Source organism: Pseudomonas abieticivorans (assembly GCF_023509015.1).
GTDB classification, from domain to species: Bacteria; Pseudomonadota; Gammaproteobacteria; order Pseudomonadales; family Pseudomonadaceae; genus Aquipseudomonas; species Aquipseudomonas abieticivorans.
On sequence record NZ_CP094975.1, the window covers coordinates 4046811 to 4067975 of the forward strand.

The 21165-nt window shown below is 62.8% G+C and carries 19 protein-coding genes and 1 tRNA gene; 8 read left to right on the forward strand and 12 right to left on the reverse strand.

What is annotated here, in order from left to right; translation table 11 throughout:
* Nucleotides 1-91 precede the first annotated feature (91 nt).
* Nucleotides 92-736, forward strand: coding sequence for a helix-turn-helix transcriptional regulator (locus L9B60_RS18595; RefSeq protein WP_249672206.1), 645 nt, complete (start codon nucleotides 92-94; stop codon nucleotides 734-736).
* On the opposite strand, the gene L9B60_RS18600 is transcribed toward L9B60_RS18595, so the two are convergent.
* Nucleotides 720-1211: a GNAT family N-acetyltransferase gene (locus tag L9B60_RS18600; protein ID WP_249672207.1), complete on the reverse strand. Its 492-nt coding sequence runs from the start codon at nucleotides 1209-1211 to the stop codon at nucleotides 720-722. The genes L9B60_RS18595 and L9B60_RS18600 overlap by 17 nt on opposite strands.
* A gap of 151 nt (nucleotides 1212-1362) precedes the next feature.
* Between L9B60_RS18600 and L9B60_RS18605 the strand changes: the two genes are divergently transcribed.
* Complete coding sequence (locus L9B60_RS18605; protein ID WP_249672208.1) at nucleotides 1363-1851, forward strand: SRPBCC family protein; 489 nt, start codon at nucleotides 1363-1365, stop codon at nucleotides 1849-1851.
* A 1-nt stretch (nucleotide 1852) separates the two neighbouring features.
* On the opposite strand, the gene L9B60_RS18610 is transcribed toward L9B60_RS18605, so the two are convergent.
* Both L9B60_RS18610 and L9B60_RS18615 read right to left on the reverse strand, forming a co-directional pair.
* Nucleotides 1853-2359, reverse strand: a complete 507-nt coding sequence (locus L9B60_RS18610; protein WP_249672209.1) for a nucleoside deaminase — start codon at nucleotides 2357-2359, stop codon at nucleotides 1853-1855.
* The gene (locus L9B60_RS18615) at nucleotides 2356-3690 is read right to left on the reverse strand and encodes a nucleobase:cation symporter-2 family protein (protein ID WP_249672210.1); all 1335 of its coding nucleotides are present in this window, start codon (nucleotides 3688-3690) and stop codon (nucleotides 2356-2358) included. The genes L9B60_RS18610 and L9B60_RS18615 overlap by 4 nt, the downstream gene beginning before the upstream one ends.
* A 164-nt stretch (nucleotides 3691-3854) precedes the next feature.
* Here L9B60_RS18615 and L9B60_RS18620 point away from each other — a divergent pair, with 164 nt between their 5' ends.
* A complete protein-coding gene (locus L9B60_RS18620; protein WP_249672211.1) occupies nucleotides 3855-4769 on the forward strand; it encodes a LysR family transcriptional regulator in 915 nt (304 codons plus the stop codon).
* A gap of 9 nt (nucleotides 4770-4778) precedes the next feature.
* On the opposite strand, the gene L9B60_RS18625 is transcribed toward L9B60_RS18620, so the two are convergent.
* The 3 genes from L9B60_RS18625 to L9B60_RS18635 form a co-directional block, all read right to left on the reverse strand.
* A complete protein-coding gene (locus tag L9B60_RS18625; protein WP_249672212.1) occupies nucleotides 4779-5957 on the reverse strand; it encodes a GAF domain-containing sensor histidine kinase in 1179 nt (392 codons plus the stop codon).
* 120 nt (nucleotides 5958-6077) lie between these two features.
* Nucleotides 6078-8660 carry a bifunctional diguanylate cyclase/phosphodiesterase gene (locus tag L9B60_RS18630; RefSeq protein WP_249672213.1) on the reverse strand — a complete coding sequence of 861 codons (2583 nt, stop codon included), beginning with the start codon at nucleotides 8658-8660 and terminating at the stop codon, nucleotides 6078-6080.
* 193 nt (nucleotides 8661-8853) lie between these two features.
* Nucleotides 8854-9912, reverse strand: coding sequence for a diguanylate cyclase (locus tag L9B60_RS18635; protein WP_249672214.1), 1059 nt, complete (start codon nucleotides 9910-9912; stop codon nucleotides 8854-8856).
* 261 nt (nucleotides 9913-10173) lie between these two features.
* Between L9B60_RS18635 and L9B60_RS18640 the strand changes: the two genes are divergently transcribed.
* Nucleotides 10174-11256 carry an MBL fold metallo-hydrolase gene (locus L9B60_RS18640; RefSeq protein ID WP_249672215.1) on the forward strand — a complete coding sequence of 361 codons (1083 nt, stop codon included), beginning with the start codon at nucleotides 10174-10176 and terminating at the stop codon, nucleotides 11254-11256.
* Between the two features lie 4 nt (nucleotides 11257-11260).
* Here the strand turns inward: L9B60_RS18640 and L9B60_RS18645 are convergent, their stop codons facing one another.
* Nucleotides 11261-12133 carry a formate/nitrite transporter family protein gene (locus L9B60_RS18645; protein ID WP_249672216.1) on the reverse strand — a complete coding sequence of 291 codons (873 nt, stop codon included), beginning with the start codon at nucleotides 12131-12133 and terminating at the stop codon, nucleotides 11261-11263.
* Between the two features lie 84 nt (nucleotides 12134-12217).
* The gene (locus L9B60_RS18650; RefSeq protein ID WP_249672217.1) at nucleotides 12218-13102 is read right to left on the reverse strand and encodes an alpha/beta hydrolase; all 885 of its coding nucleotides are present in this window, start codon (nucleotides 13100-13102) and stop codon (nucleotides 12218-12220) included.
* Nucleotides 13103-13207: 105 nt separating this feature from the next.
* Between L9B60_RS18650 and L9B60_RS18655 the strand changes: the two genes are divergently transcribed.
* Both L9B60_RS18655 and L9B60_RS18660 read left to right on the forward strand, forming a co-directional pair.
* Complete coding sequence (locus L9B60_RS18655) at nucleotides 13208-14185, forward strand: diaminopimelate epimerase (protein WP_249672218.1); 978 nt, start codon at nucleotides 13208-13210, stop codon at nucleotides 14183-14185.
* Nucleotides 14186-14245: 60 nt separating this feature from the next.
* Nucleotides 14246-15433 carry a hypothetical protein gene (locus tag L9B60_RS18660; protein ID WP_249672219.1) on the forward strand — a complete coding sequence of 396 codons (1188 nt, stop codon included), beginning with the start codon at nucleotides 14246-14248 and terminating at the stop codon, nucleotides 15431-15433.
* 93 nt (nucleotides 15434-15526) lie between these two features.
* Here L9B60_RS18660 and L9B60_RS18665 read toward each other — a convergent pair whose 3' ends face one another.
* The 3 genes from L9B60_RS18665 to poxB all read right to left on the reverse strand — a co-directional run bounded on the left by L9B60_RS18665 (nucleotide 15527) and on the right by poxB (nucleotide 19443).
* A complete protein-coding gene (locus L9B60_RS18665) occupies nucleotides 15527-15862 on the reverse strand; it encodes a hypothetical protein (RefSeq protein WP_249672220.1) in 336 nt (111 codons plus the stop codon).
* A gap of 83 nt (nucleotides 15863-15945) precedes the next feature.
* Nucleotides 15946-17571 (reverse strand): methyl-accepting chemotaxis protein, encoded by a 1626-nt coding sequence (locus L9B60_RS18670; RefSeq protein ID WP_249679776.1) that lies wholly within the window; start codon nucleotides 17569-17571, stop codon nucleotides 15946-15948.
* A gap of 150 nt (nucleotides 17572-17721) precedes the next feature.
* A complete protein-coding gene (poxB, locus tag L9B60_RS18675; RefSeq protein WP_249672221.1) occupies nucleotides 17722-19443 on the reverse strand; it encodes a ubiquinone-dependent pyruvate dehydrogenase in 1722 nt (573 codons plus the stop codon).
* A 184-nt stretch (nucleotides 19444-19627) separates the two neighbouring features.
* On the opposite strand from poxB, the gene L9B60_RS18680 reads away from it, so the two are divergent.
* Nucleotides 19628-20305, forward strand: coding sequence for a UPF0149 family protein (locus L9B60_RS18680; protein WP_249672222.1), 678 nt, complete (start codon nucleotides 19628-19630; stop codon nucleotides 20303-20305).
* Between the two features lie 16 nt (nucleotides 20306-20321).
* On the opposite strand, the gene L9B60_RS18685 is transcribed toward L9B60_RS18680, so the two are convergent.
* Complete coding sequence (locus L9B60_RS18685) at nucleotides 20322-20939, reverse strand: DcrB/PsbP domain-containing protein (RefSeq protein WP_249672223.1); 618 nt, start codon at nucleotides 20937-20939, stop codon at nucleotides 20322-20324.
* Nucleotides 20940-21075: 136 nt separating this feature from the next.
* Here L9B60_RS18685 and L9B60_RS18690 point away from each other — a divergent pair.
* Nucleotides 21076-21152 (forward strand) — tRNA-Val (locus tag L9B60_RS18690).
* Nucleotides 21153-21165 lie beyond the last annotated feature (13 nt).

Sequence of the window (21165 nt, forward strand, 5' to 3'; positions counted from 1 at the left end):
TCTCAAGGCTGATTCGGATTGCTCGATCGGGCGCAGTGCGCTAAATTAACCAAGCTTTTTCTTGTTCTATTGAAATGCAGGATCCAATAATTTGTCAACGCAAAACGTGGAAAATCTCCAATCGGCCGCCGAGCGACTGTTGTACCTGCTAAAGACACGCGGGCCATTGCAGGCCAGTGATGCCGGCAAACTGCTCGGCACCACGGCGGAAGCGGCGCGCCAGCAATTTGTCAAACTCGCCGCCAGCGGGCTGGTCCAGGCGCGGGCGCAGGCACAAGGGGTAGGTCGGCCCACGCAGCACTGGCAACTGACCACCGCTGGCCACGGGCGCTTTCCCGACACCCATTCCGAACTCACCGTGCAGTTGTTGAACACGGTGCGCGAGACGTTCGGCGAGGCGGCCATCGAGCGCTTGATCGAGGTTCGCGAGCAGCAGACCCAGGACACCTATCGGCAGGCGCTGGCCGGTGTCGACGAACTGCGCGAGCGCGTTGCCCGGCTGGTGGCGTTGCGTAGCCAGGAAGGCTACATGGCCGAATGGAGCGAGGCGCCCGATGGTTCGCTGCTGCTGGTGGAAAATCACTGCCCGATCTGCGCCGCGGCCACGGCCTGCCAAGGTTTTTGCCGAGCCGAGCTTGCCGTGTTCCAGGCCGTGTTGCAGGCGCGGGTGGAGCGCGTGGAGCACCTGCTGGCCAACGCCCGGCGCTGCGCCTATCGCATCACGCCGGCAGCGTGAGCGCCAGGCGCCGTTCGTAACCGACGCGCCCCCGATAAGCGGTGCCGGTGTCGACCCAGCCTTCGCTCAGATACAGGCCATGGGCGGCGCTGTTGCCTTGGTCCACCGACAGCATCAGTTGGTTGACCTGCGGCCATGCCTGGCGGGCCACGGCGGGCAGCGCTTGCAGGCAGGCGCGGCCGTAACCGCGACCTTGCAGGCGCGCGTCCACCTGCAAGGCATGCAGGGTGGCGGCGTCTTCATCGGCCCAGGGTGGTAGGAACGGCGGGCGCTTGAGCAGCAAAAAAGCCACCGGCACCGCATCGTGCAGCAGGGCAAAGCCGCGAATGTTCGGGTTGGGGCGGTCCAGCAGCGTGTACAGCGCGCCATGGATGTCGCCGCAGAAAGCTTTCTGTTCGGGCAGCACGTCAAGCGTCAACAGCTGTTCACGTTGCGCGCCTGTCAGTGTGCTGTGGCACGCCAGGTGGATCGACACGGTTCAGTCCTTGAGAGATTTGTAGCGGCGAAGATACAGCGTCGCGTGGTCGAGCGGAACAACCGTGCCAGATATCGGCTGGTCGCCCAAATGGCAGGGCGCAGCCTATAGTTGCTCGACTGCCCGAAAGCCTTCGAAGGAGAACAATAAAATGAGCCTTCACCCCGCCGGCGCGCCCAGTGCCGATTTCGAACTGTCCATCACCCGCCTGATCGACGCCCCCCGTGAAACCGTATTTCGCGCCTGGGTAGAGCCTGACCTGCTGCGCCAATGGTGGGGCCCCCACGGCATGACCACGCCGGTGTGCGAACTGGAGTTGTGGGTGGGCGGCGCCTTTCGCACGGTGATGCGCGCACCCGATGGCAGCGAGTACCCCAACCTTGGGGTGTTCCTGGAGATCCGAGCCCCCGAGAAACTGATTTTTACCGACGCTTTCCAGCCGGGCTGGGTGCCTTCGCCTCGGGCGTTCATGACTGCGGTGATTACCCTGGAAGACGTCGATGGCAAGACCCGCTACACCGCCCGCGCCCTGCACTGGACAGCCGCCGATCGCCAGGCGCATGAAGAAATGGGCTTTCATGAAGGCTGGGGCCAGAGCCTGGATCGGTTGGTGGAGTTGGTGACCGTCGGGATGCGCTGAGCTACCGCCAGAAGCCTTCGTGCACCTGCGCTGCTTGCGCTTCCAGCAGCGGCCCGTGCACCGCGATCGTACGCTGCCCATGGGCAAACACCTCGCGGCAGGGCAGGGCAAAGGTCGGGTTTTCCGAGTGGCTGCCCGTCAGGCCCAGCAATGCATGCTCCGACAGCGCGTACACCACCCGCCCCACGCCGGTCCAGTACACGGCGCCGGCGCACATGCAGCAAGGTTCGGCACTGCTGTACAGGGTGCACTCGGCCAGCTTTGCCGGGCTCAGCAGCTTGGCGGCCTGGGCCACGGCCACCAACTCGGCGTGCTGGGTGGGGTCGCCTTGCGGCGGCATGGAGTTATTGCCGGCGCTGGCGATTACCGTGCCTTCACGGTCGGCCACCAGCGCTGCGAAGGGGTGGCGGCCGCGCTCGCGCGACGCCTGCGAGAGTGCAATCGACTGGCGCAGCAAATCCAGGTCCAAGGCGGTGAGGGTGTCTGGGGCAGTGGTCAGGGCGTTCATACAGTCTCCTGGTGTGGCAGGGTGGCCGATGCGGATCGGCTCTGGGGGTTGAGCAACAGGTTCAGCACCACCGCGCAAATCGCGCCGAGGAAGATGCCGCTGTCGAGCACCAGCTTGAGCGGCCCTTGAACATGGGCAAACAACGCGGGAAAGGACATCGGCAGCACGCCGACGCTCACCGACACCGCGACGATGATGCCGTTGCGGGTACCTTCGAAGGTCACCCGCGACAGCTCCTGGATGCCAGCCACGGTGGTCATGCCGAACATCACGATGGCGCAGCCGCCGAGCACCGGGGTGGGCACGGCGGCGATCAGCGCGCCCAGTTTGGGGAACAGCCCCATCAACACCATGATCGCGCCGGCAGCGGCCACCACGAAGCGGCTCTTGACGTTGGAAAGGGCGATCAGGCCGGTGTTCTGGGTGAAGGCGTTGTAGGGGAAACTGTTGCAAAAGCCACCGAGCAGGGTGCTAAGGCCATCGGCCCGGAATGCATTGCCCAAGGTTTGCTGCGTGGTGGGTTTGCCCACCAGCTTGCCAATGGCCAGGCAGTTGCCGGTGGTCTCGGCCATGATCACCAGCATGGCCAGGGTCATGATCAAAATGGGCGTGAGGGAAAACTTCGGCGCGCCGAAGGCCATGGGCGAGCTGAGCTCGAACCAGGCAGCGTGGCTCATGTGCTGGAAGTCAGTCATGCCACAGGCGGCGGCGATCAGGCTGCCGACGATCAGCCCCAGCAACACGCTCAGGTTGCCGACCAACCCCGAGCATTTGGCATAGATCAGCAAGGTCACGGCAATGGTTGCCAGGCCCAGCAGCAGGTTGGCCGGCGCGCCGAAATCGGCACTGTCCGGGTTGCCGCCGCCCACCCAGATGGCTGCGGCGGGCATCAAGGAGATGCCAATGATGGTGATCAGGCTGCCGATCACCACCGGCGGAAAAAAACGCAACAGGCGGCTGAACACCGGCGCAAGCAGGATCGTCATGGCGCCGGCGGCGATCACCGCGCCAAACACTTCGTTCAGGCCAAAGCTTTTGCCGATCATGATCATCGGCGCCAAGGCAATGAACGAGCAGCCCTGGATCAGCGGCAACCGCGCACCGAACTTCCACACGCCCAAGGTCTGGATCAGCGTGGCGATGCCGCTGGTGAGCAGGTTGGCATTGATCAACAGCACCACCTGTTCGGGCGTCAGACCCAGGGCGCTACCCAGGATCAGCGGCACAGCGACGGCGCCGGCGTACATCACCAATACGTGTTGCAGGCCGAAGGTCAACAGTTGGCGGGCGGGCAATAGCTCATCCACCGGGTGAATCCGTTTGCGGCTCATGGCAAATACTCCTGGAGGGCTTTGTTAGGTTCTAAGTGCCTTGGGGTGAGCGGCTCAGCGACGGATCCACGGGCAGCGGGCTGGCCTGATGGGATATTCACCGGTTGCAGACGATGGAACAAATGAGTAACCATCGGTTAAAACGATGGTTGGCGGGGTGATGGGTGCGCTTTTCCTTTGATCAGTTGCAACTGTTTGTGATGGCGGTAAAGGTCGGCTCGTTTTCGGCAGCGGCGCGCTCGCTGGGCAAAACCCAATCGACGGTCAGTGCCGGCATCGCCAACCTGGAAGCGGACCTGGGCGTGGAGTTGTTTGATCGCACCAGCCGGCTACCGACGCTGACCGCCGCCGGGCGCACGTTGCTGATCGAGGCCGAGGCCGTGTTAGAGCGCTGCCTGGCGTTGCAGGGGCATGCCGACAGCCTGGCGCAACACACCGAGGCCAGCCTTACCTTGGCGATCGAGGTGCCTTACACCCAGTTGATGCCAGTGTTGAGCGAGTTCGCCGAGGTGTTTCCCTACGTCGACCTGGTGGTGCGCCACCCGGTGCATGGCGACGTCAGCGAGTTGGTGATGAAGGGCGAGGCCGACCTGGGCCTGGCGTTCTCGCAGCCCAACTACCCGCAGGCGCTGGATTTCGTGCAGATGGGCAAATTGATCATGGCCCACGTGACCCACCCCGATCACCCGTTGGCGCGGCAAGCCCAGGTCAGTTTTGCCGACCTGCATGCCCATCGGCGCCTGGCGTTCAGTGCCCACGCCGATAAATTGCCGAGCAGCGAATACCTGCGGTCCACCCAGCTATGGCGAGCCGAAAGTTACCTGGCGCTGGTGGCGATGGTGCGCGCGGGGCTGGGTTGGGCAACCTTGCCGCACCAGTTGGTGCAACGGGAGCTGGCCGCCGGTGAGTTGGTGGAGTTGCAGTTGCAGGCCTACCCACACACCGACTGGCTGGTGGGGGTGGACCTGCTGTGGGCCCGCGATGGCCACCCCGGCACTGCGGCGCGCTGGCTGCGCGAGCGGTTCACGCAGGCCAAGGTGTTCGAGCTCAACCGCTTCGGGCAGGCAACCACCTGGTAAGGCGGCGGCTCAGGCCAGCGGCATGCGGAAGGTAAACAACGTGCCGGCCTCAGCGGTAGACAGCACTTCCATGCGCCCACCATGGGCCACGGCGATCTGGCTGGCAATGTACAGGCCCAGGCCCAGGCCGCTTTGCGGGGCGTCGTTGCTCAGGCGGGTAAAGGGCTGGAACAGCTTGGCGTGCACGGCGGCCTCGATCGGTTTGCCCAGGTTGTGCACGCCCAGCACGAAGGTGTCTTCGAGTAAATCGGCCGAGACGTCCACCGGCCCGTTGGGGGCGCCATGATGGATGGCGTTGGACACCAGGTTGGACAGCAGTTGCGTGACCCGCTCTCGGTCGCAGTCGATGGCCTGCAAATCGCCGATGCGCAGGCGGATCAGCCGGTCAGGGTGCACCCGCTGAATTTCCGACACCACGTGGATCATTGCCGCCGACAAGTCCTCGCACGGCGCGCGGTTCAGGGTAATGCCTTCGCCCAGGCGCCCGCGGGCGAAGTCCAGCACGTCTTCCACCAGGCGCGTGGCGCGCAGGCCCGAGGTGAGGATGTGCTGGGCGATGGTCTGGCTCTTGGCATCCAAGAGCCTGCGCTGTAGCAATTCGGCGCCTGCGGTGATGGCAAACAGCGGGTTGCGCAGGTCATGGCCGAGCACGGCAATGAACTGGTCGCGCAGGTCGGCTTTTTCCCGTTCCTTGGCTAACGCCACTTCGGTGCGCTGGTGGCTCTCTTCGCTCTCCATCTGGATCGACAGCACCCGGGCGAAAGACTCCATCATCGGCTGGATGGCGCTGCCCTTGAGGTTGGCCGGGCGCGGGTCGAGCGCGCAGATGGTGCCGAAAAAACTGCCGTCGGCGCGAAACACCGGCACCGAGATATAGCTTTCGAAGCTGTAGATGCGCGGCGTGTGATGGTTGCAGTACTGGTCGTCTTCGCTGGCCTTGTCGATCACCACGGTCTGGTGGCTGCTGCGGATTTCGTGACACAGGGTGGTGGTGACGTCCAGTTCGCCGCCCACGCTTAAGCCGAACCCCAGGGTGTCGAGCACCGCACAGGTGGTCCAGGAGTTTTCAGTGACCCGGGCCACTGCGGCAAAGCGCATGCCGGTGGTCTCGCAGATCACTTGCAGGATGGCGGGCACAGCATGGATACGGCCAATCGTGGCAATATCGTTGGCGACAGAGTTCCCCATGAGCCTTCACTTCGCAAAACGGAGGGCGAACACGCGCTCGCACCAGAGTTATTTTCGATGAGTTTAGCGAGGCGGGCGCGATCTGTATCGAATGTTTTGCCATTGTTGCTTGCAGGGCAGTCAGGCAGGGGCGATCACAGGCATTGCGCGGGCTGGGCTTTGCGCCTCGAACAACAGCTCCAAGGCCCGTGCGTCCAGCGGCCGGCTGAGGTAGAAGCCTTGTACTTCATGGCACAGGTCCAGGCTGAGGCTGTGCAGTTGCTGTTCGGTTTCCACCCCTTCTGCCGTGACCATCAGGCCCATGGCCTTGCCCAGGTTGATGATGGCCTGCACCACGGCGCGGTCGCCGCCGCTGCGGTCCATGGCGGCGATGAAGCGTTTGTCGATCTTCAGGCTGTCGAATGGATAGGTGCGCAGGTAGCCCAGCGACGAATAGCCGGTGCCAAAGTCGTCCATGTTCAGGCGTACGCCCAGCTCCTTGAGGGCCTTGAGCGTATGCAGGGCACCGTCGACATCATTGAACATGACGTTCTCGGTCACCTCCAGTTCCAGCCGGTGGGCAGGGAAGCCGGTTTGCATAAGGATCTCGCGCACGTCGTGGACCACGTCGCCGTGGCTGAACTGCGCCGGTGACAGGTTGACCGACACTTGCATGGGCTCCGGCCATTGGCGTGCGGTCAGGCAGGCCTGGTGCAGCACCCAGCGGCCCAGCGGCACGATCAATTCGGTTTGTTCGGCCAGCGCGATAAAGGTGTCCGGGCCCAACAGGCCGCGCACCGGATGCTGCCAGCGGACCAGCGCTTCGGCCGAGACGATCTGCATGTCATCGACCCGATAGCGGGGTTGGAAGTGCAGCACGAACTCCTGGTTGCCGATGGCCTGGCGCAGTTCGTTTTCCAGATGGCGACGCTGCTGGATCTGCTGGTTCATGTGTTCGGAAAAGTACCGCCAGGTGTTCTTGCCGGCTGCCTTGGCCTGATAAAGGGCGATGTCGGCGCAACGTATCAACTCGTCCACGCCCAGCCCCTGGCGGCTGGACTGGGCGATGCCCAGGCTGGCACCGATGTGCAACCGCTGGCCCTGGTGCAGGATGGGCCGGTGCAGGCTTTCGATCAACCGCGCGCAGAAGCGATCGATTTCCTTGTCGCTGTCGATTGCATTGAGCACCAGCACGAATTCATCGCCGCCTAACCGGGCGACCAGGTCGTGTTCACGGGTGCATTCGCGCAGGCGCGTGGCCACCTCCAGCAATACCGCATCGCCCACGGGGTGGCCCAGGGCATCATTGATCGGCTTGAAGTTGTCCAGGTCCAGCAGGATGAGCGTCAACGGCGTCGGGCCGGGGAGCCGCGCACCAGCCTCCTCGAAGTAGCGCGTCAGCTTGTTGCGGTTGGCAAGCCCGGTGAGGGCGTCGTGCAGCGACAGGTGTTGAATTTGCGCATGGGCTGCCACTTCATCGGTCACATCGCTTGCCGTGCCACGAAACCCCTGTACCTGGCCGTCGCCATGGATCGCCCTGGCAGAAACCCTGCAGTAGCGCAACTGGCCCGCATGGTCGCGGTAGGCGCAACGCAGGCTGCCGCCGGTACCGTCGAGGGTGCGCAGCCATTGGCCCAGCGGCATGGTTTCGCACGTCAGCAGTTTTTCGATGGGCTGGCCGAGCCAGTCCTGGCCGGTAAACCCGGTGACCACGGTAAAGCGCGTGGACAGGTAACTGAGGCGGCCCTGCGCGTCGGTTTCCCAGATCCAGTCCGAGGCCGCCTCGGCCACGGCGCGGAAGCGCTCTTCGCTGGCTTCCAGCGCACGGTTGCTGATTTTCAGCACGCGGTAGCTGTCGTCGATTTGTTCCGAGGTGCGCAGCGCGTAGCGAAACAGCCAGGCCATCAACAGGCATAGCACCACCACGGCGGCAGTCAGTGGCGGCACCACTGACCACAATAGTTGCGAGCCAGGCCGGCGCGGTTCCCAGGTCAGGTCGTAGCCAGTGTCGCCCAGCGGCAGGCGCGGTTTGCCCGCCAGGCCCGTGTCATGGCTTTCCAGTAGCAAATGGGGCAGGTCGTAATCGTCGCCCAGGCGGCTGACTTTTTCCGGGCTCAGCAGGTCGGCGAACAGCAATACGCGAGTGCGCGCGGCGTCGGGTACCGCGCTGCCGTCGTCCGGCAAAATCGCCGAGGCACTGAGCAGGGCCGGCCAACCGTTGAACAGGGCATACCGGCTGACAGGCGCGGCGCTTTCGCTGTGCGCTTGGGCCGCCTCGATGATCGGCAGCAGTGCCGTGCCGACGAAGGTTTGCGCCTGCGCATTGGTGGGTTGGCCGTTGAACAGCGCATAGTGGGTGGCCTGGCGGTCCAGCACGAACACGCCTTCGTAACCGTTGAGGGTGAACAGCGACTCGCCCAGGTTGCGCTCCTCAAACGCCCAGCGCCTGGCATCGGCCGCATTGAGATGCTGGTAGGCACTATTCCACACTGCATAGCTGGTCAGCAGGTTTTGCGAAGTGGTGATGCGCGCTTGCAAGGCTTTCTGGGCGTAAAAGTAACTCTGTTGGCTCTCGTCGGCATTCAACCGGTAGGCGATGTGCACCAGGGCGGCGATGGCGATGGCAAACGCCAGGGCGAACAGCCCGCCGATCAGGGCGATCAATTTACGGGTGTGCAGGCTATGAGCAGAGGCAGACCCATAAGTGTCAGCGGCGATGTCCATTGCTGTGCTGGTCCTTACTGACTTTCGTCACGTACGAAACAATCCATGGAACAACGTGATGACCCTGTTCGTCTTCAACGGCTGAGCACGGGCCGGCAGGGCGGTTTCTGATAGCCCTGTGCATGTCGACGGCCGTGGATCCCTTTTGTTCCTCTGACCCCCTACCGGTCGTCCGGGCGAGGGCGGGAACGGGTTACTTGGGCAGCAGCAAGTCGGCCGCGCATACATTGACCCGGTTGCGCCCGGTGTTCTTGGCCACGTACAAGGCTTTGTCGGCTTCGTTGAGCCAGGTCGCGGCGTCGGCAAATTCGCGACGCCAGGTCGCCAGGCCGATGCTCAGGCTGACGCGCAACTGTGGCGCGCGCGGGTGGCGATAGTTGGCGAACACCTGGCGCAGACGCTCCATGACCTCGCGCGCCTGCTTCATGGTCATGTTCGGCAGGATCACGCAGAACTCGTCACCGCCATAGCGACCGGCCAGATCGCTGGGGCGCACGTTGTTGCGTAACTCCTGGCTCAAGTGGCGCAGCACGTCATCACCGACGATATGGCCGAAGCTGTCGTTGATGGATTTGAAGTGATCGATGTCGATCAGCCCGATGATGGCGTGGTCCTGGGCTTGCCGGCAGTGGTGATAGCGCATATGCAGCAGGTCTTTCCAGGCGCCATGGTTGAGCAGCCCGGTGAGGCTGTCGGTGCGGCTCAGGGTGCTGAGCGTGCGTTTGTGTTCCGACAGGCGAATTGCCAGGCGGTAGCACACGGTGCCCACGGCCAGCGGGTAGAGCGTCAGCATGGGCAGGCAGGCCAGCACTTGCTGGGGCGTCGTGACCGGCTGCCAGCCCAGGCCCAGCAGGGCAATGGCACCCAGGCAGCCGGCAAGCATCGCCATCAACCCTTTGATGAACAACCGCGGCCCGCCTGCCGCGACATTGTTCATGGTGACCATGGACAGGATGGTGGCGGCCGGCAGTGGGTTGAATTGCATGGCCGCGGCCCAAAAGCCACAGAACAGCGAGTCCATTAACAGGTTGCGCCGTTCGGCAGCGAACGGGGTGGGCGAGCGGCAGGCCAGTTGATAGGCCAGGTGCGGCCAGGCCAGGCCGTTGATCAACAGCAGTACCAACAGCCAGGTGGGCAGGTTGAGCGGGGTGACGGCCACATACACGCTGAGCAGGCTGAAGGCCGTGCCAATGATGCGCGGTACATAGATACGCCTGGCAAACGAAAGCCCTTTGCCGATGTTATTTTCCATAATGCGCGGTTCACCTGGCCACGGAGTTTCCTGTTTCCTGTACAAGAAAAGTCTAGCTGTACAGGAAGTACCGTTTGTCGCCTTAATTTCTCCCGCATTGTCAGGCAACTGGGGCGGCATTGAAAGTGGCCTTGCAAGCCTATTCAGCAGCCGGACGTCCCTTTTTCAAAGATAAATGCTTTGTCACGTTTACAGGCTTCATTGCCTTGTACACAAGCGTATGCTCTACACGCTGCCCTGATCTTCGGAGTACTGTTGCTTATGCTCGACTCACCGACCCCTGCCGTCCCTGTTTCAGACATGGCCTCGCAAAAGCAGGATGGCCAGTATCGCAATCAGCGCGTGCTGCCCCGTGACAGTTTTCTGAAAAAGCTGCGCATCGGCATCAAATACCTGTTACTGAGCAAACCCAAGGGTACCCGGCCTCAGGCGCCGCTGCCGGTGCAGGCGCTGACCCGCGAGCAATTGCTGGCGGCACCCGACAACAGCCTCTGGCGCCTGGGCCACTCGACCATTTTGCTCAAGGTAAGCCAGTGTTTTTTCATTACCGATCCGGTGTTCGGCGAGCGCGCCTCGCCGGTGCAGTGGGCCGGCCCCAAGCGTTTTCATCAGCCGCCCATCAGCATTGCCGAGCTGCCGCCGATCAAGGCGGTGATCCTTTCCCACGACCACTACGATCACCTCGACGAACAGGCGGTCAGGCAGTTGGCCGGCAAGACCGAATATTTTCTCACCACCCTTGGGGTGGGTGATCGGTTGATCGAGTGGGGCATCCCCGCGCAAAAGGTCCGCCAGTTGGACTGGTGGCAAGAGACCGAAATCGACGGCACGCGCTTTGCGGCCACACCTACCCAGCATTTTTCCGGGCGCACGCTGTTCGACAGCAACAGCACGCTTTGGGCTTCCTGGGTAATGATCGAGCCGGGTTGGCGGGTATTTTTCAGCGGCGACTCTGGCTATTTCGACGGTTTCAAGACCATTGGCGACACCTACGGGCCCTTTGACCTGACGCTGATGGAAACGGGGGCCTACAACGTCAATTGGTCCCATGTGCACATGCAGCCTGAAGAAAGCCTGCAGGCGCATATCGATTTGCGTGGCAAGTGGATGCTGCCGATTCACAATGGCACGTTCGATTTGTCGATCCACGATTGGAACGAGCCGTTCGAGCGCATCGTAGCCTTGGCCGAGGCCCGGCAGGTGCCGGTGAGTACGCCACAGATGGGCGAACGGGTGGACCTGCTGAACCCGCAAACGGGCCGCAAGTGGTGGATGCTGGGTGGGGCGAGCGGCGATGCGCAGCAGCCCCAAGTGCGGCCCGGTGCCCCGGGGGAGCTTCGATAAAGGCCTAGGTTTTTTTGGAGCGTGCCGCCGCCGGCTTCTCTTCCGGCGGTTTGCCACTCTCGCTGCGGATCTGCGCATGGCTGATCAGCGCGAAGATGAAGCTCCCGCCAATGATATTGCCTGCCAGCGTAGGCCCGGCAAAGGCTACCCAGAAATCCCGCCACGACAATTCACCTGCCCATACCAGGTAAGAGGTCTCGGCGGACCCCACGACGATGTGGGTGAAGTCGCCCAGTGCCATCAGGTAGGTGATCAGGATGATGACCCACACCTTGGCGCTTTCCAGCGAGGGGATCATCCAGACCATGGTGGCGATCATCCAGCCGGAGATGATCCCTTTGGAGAACATCTGGCCCATGTCGTTTTCCATCACCTTGCGGCCAATTTCCAGAAAGGCGGCGTCGGTCTTGCTGTCGAAAATCGGTAAGTGCAGCATCACGTAGGACACCAGCAATGTGCCCACCAGGTTACCCGCCAGCACCACGCCCCACAGCCTGAGCAAGCGCCCGGCGTTAGTCAGCGTGGGCTTGGTCATGACCGGCAAAACCGCCGTCAGGGTGTTTTCGGTAAACAGTTGCTGGCGCGCCAGGATCACCGCCAGGAAGCCCGCCGAATAGCCCAGGCTGGCAATCACCTTGCTGGCTTCGCCTTCGGGCAGGCGCGAATTGAACAAGCCCATCGCCATCAGCGACAGGCCCATGGTCAAGCCTGCGGCCAGGGCAGACCACCACAGGGCGGCTACGCTGCGCTCCAGCTCGTGATCGCCTTCGGTGCGGATGATTTCGTGCAGCACGGCGGCGCGTGGTGGCTGGCTTTCGTGGACTTCCTGCTGCTCGCTGGCAGAGAGTCCCGGGGTCTTGCCTTGGTCATTTTCCATGGGGCTGCCTGGATCCAGTTAAGGTCGATGGCGACAAGGCTGTCGCCCTACATCAATGACCCCGGGGGGCAGCGGATAGTTGCGTCACCGCGCCTGCAAACCGAACACTTCGTTCAACGCCTGGGCGTATTGGGCGGTGCCGATGGACATGCTGTTGTTGTGCGTGCCGCCGGGCACCAGCAACAGCTGCTTGGGCGGTGCCGCCGCGTCGAATAAAGCGCGGCTGAAACGCGAAGGTACGTAGCGGTCATCCGTGCCGTGCACGATCAGCACGGGCAGGCCAACGTCGCCAATTTTGTCGATGGAGTCGAACTTCTCCGACATGAGCCAGCGGATCGGTAGCGACGTGTTGATCACGGCCTGGGCGGCGGCGCCCATGTCGGTGAAGGTGGACTCGATGATCAGCCCGGCAGCCTTGGGTTCGTGTTCTTGGTTGAGGTGTTCGGCCAGGTCCACGGCGATCGCCCCGCCCAGGGAATGGCCGTAGATGTAGCGTTTGTCGGCGGCCGGCTGCAGCGCTACCAAGCGTTGCCAGGCGGCTTGGGCGTCTTGGTAAACGCTGCGTTCGGAAGGCAGGTCGCCGGGGCTGTCGCCAAAGCCTCGGTAATCGATGGCCAGCACCGAGAAACCCAGGCTGCGCAGGGTGGAAATGCGCCGCACCTGCGCGGTCAGGTTCCAGCGCGTGCCGTGCAGGTACAGCACGGCGGGCGCGTCGGCACGGCTGGCCGGCCACCACCAGCCGTGAATGTATTGGCTACTGGAAAGCCCCGTGGCCAAGGGGATGTCCATTTGCTTGACGCCGCTGGGTACGCCCGTGAACCAGCTGGCAGTGCCCGGTTCGATGCTGAAGATCAGCTCGCGCTCCTTGTAGGCCAGGCGCGAGCATCCATAAGGCAGGCCGATGCCAATTAACACGGTCAATGCGAGCAACGGCCACCATCGAGGGCGGCGGGTAGGGGAGGCGGTCATGGGGCAGGCCCTGGGCTGCGTAAAGGGCCATGTTACTGGGCTGGGCGCGGCTGCGGTAAAACCGTTAATGTTGCAAGAATTGTCCCATGCCTATCGAGCCCTTCCATGCCGACTCTCTACGACGCCCGTGGCAACCTGTATGCCGTTGCCAGCCCTGACCATCTGCGCCAATTGGGTATCGACCTGCCCGCCACGCCCCAGGCTGCCGCCCAGCATCGCGAGCAGTGGGCGATGGCGGCCATCGAGGCCATTTGCGCCTGGCCGGCTGGCACCCGCCCGGCCGGTGCCAAGGGCCATCGCAGCGACGGCTTGCTGGTGGGGCCCTTTGAACAGCAGGCACCGTTCGACCTGTTGATCGTCAACACCGATGGCAGCCTGGCTGAACGCAGTGGCAATGGCCTGACGATTTTTTCCCAGGCACTGACCGACAGCGGGGTGGTGGGCACGGCTCCCTTCGCGCTGCGGGTGCATCACGATCAAGCCGGTGCGCTGGCACCGGTGCAGGTTGACCCGGCGACCGTCGATGGCGTGCAGGGTTTTTGGCTGGAGCTGGGTACACCCGGCTTCGGACCGCTGGCGGTGGGCGCCGAAGGGTTTGCCCAGACACCCCTGCCCGTGACTGTTGCCCCCCTGCAGGCGTTGGACCCGGCTTGGCACACCAGCCAGTTCGTGCGTATTGGCAACCCCCATTGCGTCACCTTGCTGGCTGCGCCCGAGCAGTTGCCGAGCATGGCGCAGCTGCGTGCGCCGGTGTTGGGCGCCGCGCTGACCCGCATTGCCTATGCCCGCGACAATGGCCAGGGCAGCGGCGAACCCTGCCCGGCCGGGGTCAACCTGCAATGGGCGGCATTGACCGGTGTGCAACGGGTAATGGCCCGTGTGTTCGAGCGCGGCGAAGGGCCCACCGAGTCGTCCGGTACCAGTGCCAGTGCGGTGGCTTCGGCGGCGTGGCAGGCCGGCTGGGTCACGGCTGGGCAGGTCGAAGTGCTGATGCCGGGCGGCACCGCGCCGTTGCGCCTGACCGAAACGGGCGGTCAATTGGCTCAGGTCAGCCTGTTCGGTACCGCCAGGCCCATTGGTTAAGCTATCGCAGGCTTGTGGGCTGAATCATAATCACGCCACGAATTCATGCAGGGAATTGTTATGTCACACGGACGCCTTCGCCCTTGGCTGTTGTTGCTGGGCTTGCTTTGCAACCGTCTTTACGCCGCCGACATCAATCAGGTGTACAGCGGCACCCTGGGCGCGATGCCCGTCGTGGTGGAACTGCAACTGGCCGACCCGGCGCAGGTCAGCGGGCGCTACTTCTATGTGAAGTACCACCGCGACCTGGCCCTGAGCGGTGCCCTGCAAAACGATGAGCTGAGCCTGGATGAAGGCCAGGATGACTATCAGGATACCCCCCGGCCCAAACTCAACCTAACGCGCGATAACGCCGGGGGCTGGCAGGGCCAGTGGCTCGACCCCAAGGGCAAGGTCCTGGCGGTCAAACTGCACCGGGCCGAACTGCCGCCGGCGGGCAATGCCGACCCGTTCTTCGTGCAATTGCGCGAGCACGACCCTTATGAATACCTGCGGTTGTCACAACTGCCGCTGGCCGCCGGGAAGGCCGAGACGTTCATGGGGTATGGCTTGAAGTGGCAGGCCGAGACCGAGTCGAAAATCAGCCTGTTCGAGGTCACCTCGGGCTACCCCGCCGACGCGTTGGCACGGGTCAACCCGGTCTTGCGCGCGCGCCTGTGGAGTGAGGTCATCAGTTACCAGGAGTGCATGCTTAATAGCAGCCGGTTTGGCGAGGGTGATTTCGAACAGACCGTGACGCCGACCTATTTCTCGCCAGCGGTGCTCAGTGCCAGCGTGTTCACCAGTTACTTCTGCGGCGGGGCCCACCCCGACTTCGGCGACAACCCGATCAACCTTAACGTGAACACCGGCCAGGCCCTGGCCCTGGAAGACGTGCTGTGGCTGGGCGACGGTGCGCCTTGGCACTATGACCGGCCCGATGGCAACGGCGATGCCGAGGACGGCTCGGTTACGTTCGATACCTACAGTGCTTATCGGGAAAAGTACCTGGCGCCGTTCCTCGTACAGCAATTTCAGAAGCTGTACCCCGAGGAAATGAAAAAGCCAGCGGATGAAAACGACTGCGACTACAGCGACCCGCAAATCTGGAATTTTCCGTCCTGGCACTTCACGGCCAAGGGCATCTATTTCGGGCCTGGGTTCGCGCGGGTGATGCGCGCCTGCGAATCGCCAGAATGGTCGGTACTGCCGTGGAGCGTGCTTGGGCAACATCCGGGTGGGGTGAGGCTGGAACTACCTAAAGGTTAACCTAGCCCTGTAGGAGCGGATTGATCCGCGAAAAGCATACCGCGGCGCGCCCTTCGCGGATCAATCCGCTCCTACAGGAGCATGTGTGCGGTGTTACTGAATGTTCTTGAGTTTGACCACGTCACCCGAAACGGTGGTGGTGTAACCGCTCAATACCCATGCCCAGAACCATTTTTCCTGAACCTGGGTGTTGACCAGGGCATCGCCGCCCTTGGCCTTGATGGCTGCCTGCTGGGCGCGCACGAAGCGGGTGTTTTGCTGGATCGGGATAATGCCGAACAACATGATGCCGGTGGCGCTGGCCTCGCTGTGGCCGATCACGGTGTATTGCTGGCTGTCCAACTGCTGGGTTTTCATCGGGGTGCCGGTACAGGCGGCGAGGGCGGCGGTGCACAGCAGGGCGGCGAGGGTTTTGTAAGCGCTTTTCAAGTGAAGCTCCATCGGTAAAAGCCCGGGAGTCATTCCCGGGAGCGCGGCTAATCTAATGGCTGTAAGTAATTGTGTCGAGGCTGTCACAGCGAAAAGCGCCCCAGCATCCCGTCCAGCTCATTGGCCAGGCGGCCCAATTCCTGGCTGGCGGCACTGGTTTGGGTCGCGCCGGTGGCCGTCTGTAACGACAAGTCGCGGATGCGCACCAGGTTGCGGTCCACTTCCCGCGCCACCTGGGCCTGCTGTTCGGCAGCACTGGCGATCACCTGGTTACGCTGGTCGATGCCATTGACCGAACGGGAAATACTGCCCAGCACATCCTTGGTCACTTGCGCGCGCTGGCGCGTACGGCCGGCCTGGGCGGCGCTGTCAGCCAGGGCCTGAACCGTCTGCCCGGTGCCGCTGTGAATGCTGGCCATCATCTGTTCGATTTCGCGGGTCGAAGCCCCGGTACGATGGGCCAGCCCGCGTACTTCATCGGCCACCACCGCAAAACCGCGCCCGGCCTCACCGGCACGGGCCGCTTCGATCGCCGCGTTCAAGGCCAGCAGATTGGTTTGGTCGGCCACGGAGCGGATCACTTCCAGCACCTTGCTGATGCCCAGGGTTTTTTCCGCCAGGTGCTGCGCGCGCTCGCTGGCCTGCTCAACCTGATCGGCCAGTTCGCTGATGTCGGCCATGGTGGCATCGAGCTGTTGCTGGCCTTCGTTGACCGCCGCACTGGATGAACGCGACTCGCTCGAGGTGGATACCGCGTTACCCGCCACCTCTTCCACGGCTTGGCTCATCTGCGTCACGGCCGTGGCCGCCTGTTCGATCTCATTGTATTGCTGCTGCAAGCCTTGGGCGCTGTCGTGCATGATCGCGCCCATCTCCTGGGTGGCCGAGTTGAGTCGGCCCACCGCGCCGCCGATCTGTTTGATCACGCCGTGCAACTGGTCACGCATGTGCCCGAGCATGCGCAACAGTTGCGCCACTTCATCCTGCCCGTGGGCTACCACTGGCTGGCTGAGGTCGCCGGCAGCCACGGTCTTGGCCACGTGCAGCGCCTGGCGCAGGGGGCGGGTGATGCTCACGCTCAGGCGCCAGGCCAACAGCAACATCAACCCCAGGGCTACGGCCACAGTGGCGGGGACCGCGAGGCGGGTTTTTTCGAAGGTGTGCGCAGACACTTCAAGCGCCTGGGCCGAGGTTTGCTTGTTCAACTCGCGCAGCAACTGCACTTGCATGTCCATCATGCCGCCCTGGTTGGTCAGGTCGTTGCTGTACAGGTGGGTGGCCTCAGCCAGTTGTTTCTGCTCGACCAGCGCGATGGCGTTCTTGAACAGGCTGACAAACTGTTGGGCGGCGTCTTGCAGCAGTTTGATCGAATCACGCTCCGTGCCCTCCGGTACTTGGGCCAGGTAATGGCCGAAGCCCTGCTCCACTTCACCCGACAATTGTTCCAGGGCGATCTTGCGGTTGGACAGCTCCGCCGGATCGTTGGCGTACACCAGCAACAGCGCCGCCTCAGTGCGCAACTTGCTCAGGTCCAGGGCAATTGCATCGGCCTGGGCAATGCTCGACAGCGGGCCTTGCTCGATCAACTCGCCTTGGTGGCGCAACTGCTGCATTTCCACGATACAGAACGCCCCCAGTGCGATCAGTAAAGCGGCGCACAGGCCAAAGCCTGCCAGCAGACGTTGGCCGATACTCAGACGGCGCAGCACCGGCAGCGTGGTGGGGGAGGTGCGGGCAAAAAGCGACAGTACTTTCACAGGGCCAGGCTCGTTTGAGAACTACGACCCGGTTTGTAACAGGCTTAGATGATGGCTTTATGACACTTTGAACAAGGGCGGCGCCAGGCCGCCCGGTTTCGATTAGCGCAGCAGGTTGACCTTGGCCAAGTCAATCAGCTGCCCGGCTCGGCCATCCATCACCGCCCGTAGCATGAACAAACTGAAGCCCTTGGCTTCGGTGGCGGTGATGTTCGGCGGCATGATCAGTTCCTGGCGGGCGCTGACCACGTCTACCAGCACTGGCCCGTCGTGGGCGAGTGCCTCGGCCAGGGCGCCTTCCAGGTCTTGGGGTTTCTCCACGCGGATGCCTTTGACCCCCATGGCTTGGGCCATTGCGGCAAAGTTGGGGTTGTGCAGGTCGCAGCCGACATCCACCAGGCCGCTGGCTTTCATTTCCATCTCGACGAAACCCAGGGTGCCGTTGTTCAGCACGATCACTTTGACGGGCAGCTTCTGTTGGCTCAGGGTCAGGAAGTCGCCCATCATCATGGCGAAACCGCCGTCGCCCGACAGCGAAATGACCTGCCGGCCGGGGTACGTGGCCTGGGCACCAATGGCCTGCAACATGGCATTGGCCATGGAGCCGTGGTTGAACGAGCCCACCAGCCGCCGTTTGCCGTTCATTTTCAAGTAGCGCGCCGCCCAGGCCGTGGGGGTGCCGACGTCGCAGGTAAATATTGCATCGTCTGCGGCCAACTCGCTCACCAGGCGGTTGAGGTATTGCGGGTGGATTGTGCCGCTGTTGGGGCCGCTTTCCGCCAGTGCATCGAGCTTGCGGCGGGTATCCTGGTAGTCCTTGCGTGCCGTGGCCAGGTGGGAGGTGTCGGTGTGTGGCGTAAGGCTGGGTAGCAAAGCCTGTAAGGTTTGTTTCACATCACCGAGCAAGCCCAGCTCCAACGGGCAGCGGTTGCCCAAGGCCTCGGGCTTGAGGTCGACCTGGGCGATACGGCCATGCTCGGGGTAGAACTGCCGGTAGGGGAAGTTGGTACCCAGCATCAACAGGGTGTCGCAACTCATCATCGCCTGGTAGCCCGAGGCGAAGCCGATCAGCCCGGTCATGCCAACGTCGTAAGGGTTGTCGTACTCAATGTGCTCCTTGCCGCGCAATGCATGCACGATCGGCGCTTGCAGGCGCTCGGCCAGGGCAATCACCTCGGCGTGAGCGCCGGCGCACCCGGCGCCGCACAGCAAAGTGACCTTGTTGCCAGCATTGAGAAACTGCGCCAGGCGCTGGATTTCCTCCTCGTTGGGCAATACCCGTGCAGGGGCAGGCGCCTGCCATTTGGGCACCTTGGCCTCGGTTTTTTCCAAGGCCACGTCACCAGGGATCACTACCACGGCCACGCCGCGGCGGGCGATGGCCACGCGGGTTGCGCGTTCCAGTATTTGCGGCAATTGGTCGGCGCGGCTGACCAGTTCAACGTAATGGCTGCAGTCTTTGAACAGGCTTTCCGGGTGGGTGGCCTGGAAATAATCGATGCCGATTTCGCTGCTGGGAATGTGCGCGGCGATGGCCAATACCGGCACGCCGCTGCGGTGAGCATCGAACAGGCCGTTGATCAGGTGCAAGTTGCCCGGCCCGCAACTACCCGCACACACGGCCAACTCGCCGGTCAGGTGCGCTTCGGCGCTAGCGGCAAAGGCGGCCGACTCCTCGTTGCGCATGTGTATCCAGTCAATGCCGCCCAACCGGCGCAGCGAATCGGTGAAGCCGTTCAGCGAGTCACCGACCACGCCGTATACCCGCTTGACGCCAACCTGCTTGAGCGATTGAGTGATGAAATCTGCCACTGTACCTGCCATGCCGCGCGCTCCTGAGGGTGAGTGAGGAGGGCTGAATCGTTCAGCCTCTGGTGGTACGAGTGCGCGATGCAGGCTGGTGTTCCCCGGCACTGCATGAAGAAGGCGTCAGGCAAGTCTGGCCGTTGCGTCAGTTTTGGCTTCTAATATGACCATTAATGCCTTTTACCCACAGCGAGCCCCGCCCATGTCCATCACCCTCAGCAGCGAGCCGCTGAACGACGACCAGCTGGATTTCATCCAGGAAGCCCTTGAGCGTTACCCCAGCGAACAGTCGGTGCGCACCGTGTCCGAATTGGACGGTTTTTTCACCGCCATCGTCTCCGGGCCCATCGCCATTCAGTTCTCCGACTGGTACGCGGCGTTGTGGGGCGGCGCGGGCTACCTGCCCAAATGGAACAGCGAAAAGGAATTCGAGCGGTTCATGAACCTGCTGATCCAGCACATGAACCACTTGGCCACGGTGTTGGAAGAAGACCAAACACAATACGAACCGATCTTCAGCGAAATCTTCGATGATGAACAGCAAACCTCGCAATTGAGCGTGGGCGACTGGTGCCTGGGCTATGAGCGCGGCGTGGACATGGGCGGCGGCTGGAACGGCCTGCCCGATGATGAGCAAGACCTGTTGGCCTTCGTCACCATCCACACCCTGAACGAAGAAGACCTTCAGGGCACGGAACTGCCGGACGAAGACATCGAAGACACCATCGATCAGCTGCACGGTATCGCCATCGCGCTGCACGCCTACTGGCTGCAACGCCGCGCGGCACCGCAACCGGCCCGCGCCGAAGTGCGGGCGGGGCGCAACGACCCGTGCCCGTGTGGCAGTGGCAAGAAGTATAAGCAGTGTTGTTTGCATTGAGGGAGCAGGGCGTACCTCAGCGCATGCCCGCAATCTTCTTGACCAAGGCGTCATGCCCTTTTTGATCATCGAACCGGGAAATCACCTGCACGATGGACAGAGTGGTACCGGAGGCGGCCAAAAACGTCGTCGCCAACGTCCGGCCTCCGCCCTGGGTGGCCGAACTGTCGATCTGCCGCACACCTAAGCCCTTTACCGTGAACTCCTTGTCGCCCAGCTTCTTGAAGTCAGGCAGGGCAGCGCTTTGCTGGCTCAGGTAGTCGGCCACGGTGGTGTCCAGGAATGTCGCGTCATAGTCCCCGACTTTCTGCCCCGTGGGCGTAGGCATTTGCGACACGATGACCACGCGTTTTTCAGTCGGGTTGGTGTACATCGTGCCTTTGGCCCCCTGGGCGCCGGAGGCTTCATCGCCATCCTGCATGGCATTGGCGCTGTAGCCTTTGGAGTCGTTGGGCAGGGTGAAGCTGAACCTGCCCTTGAGCGTCGACACTTTCAGCACCTTGGGTTTGGCCGGCGCGTGTTTGGCCGGGTGCTTGGCGTGTGCTTGCGTGTGGGTTTGTGCCTGGGCCTGTGGAGCCAGCAGAAGCGCCAGCAGCAGGGTGATCAGGGTGGTCTTGACGGCAGCGGTGGTCACTTGGATCTCCTGGTGCGTGGCCTTCATGGGAATGCCAGATCAGAAACGGGTGTGTTGATTGTGGAGCGCATCCTACAGGTTTTGCATCCTGTCAGTTGACAGCCAATCACAAGTGCGTAAAATGCCGCCCCACAGCAGGCACGTAGCTCAGTTGGTTAGAGCACCACCTTGACATGGTGGGGGTCGTTGGTTCGAGTCCAATCGCGCCTACCAAACAAAATCCGCT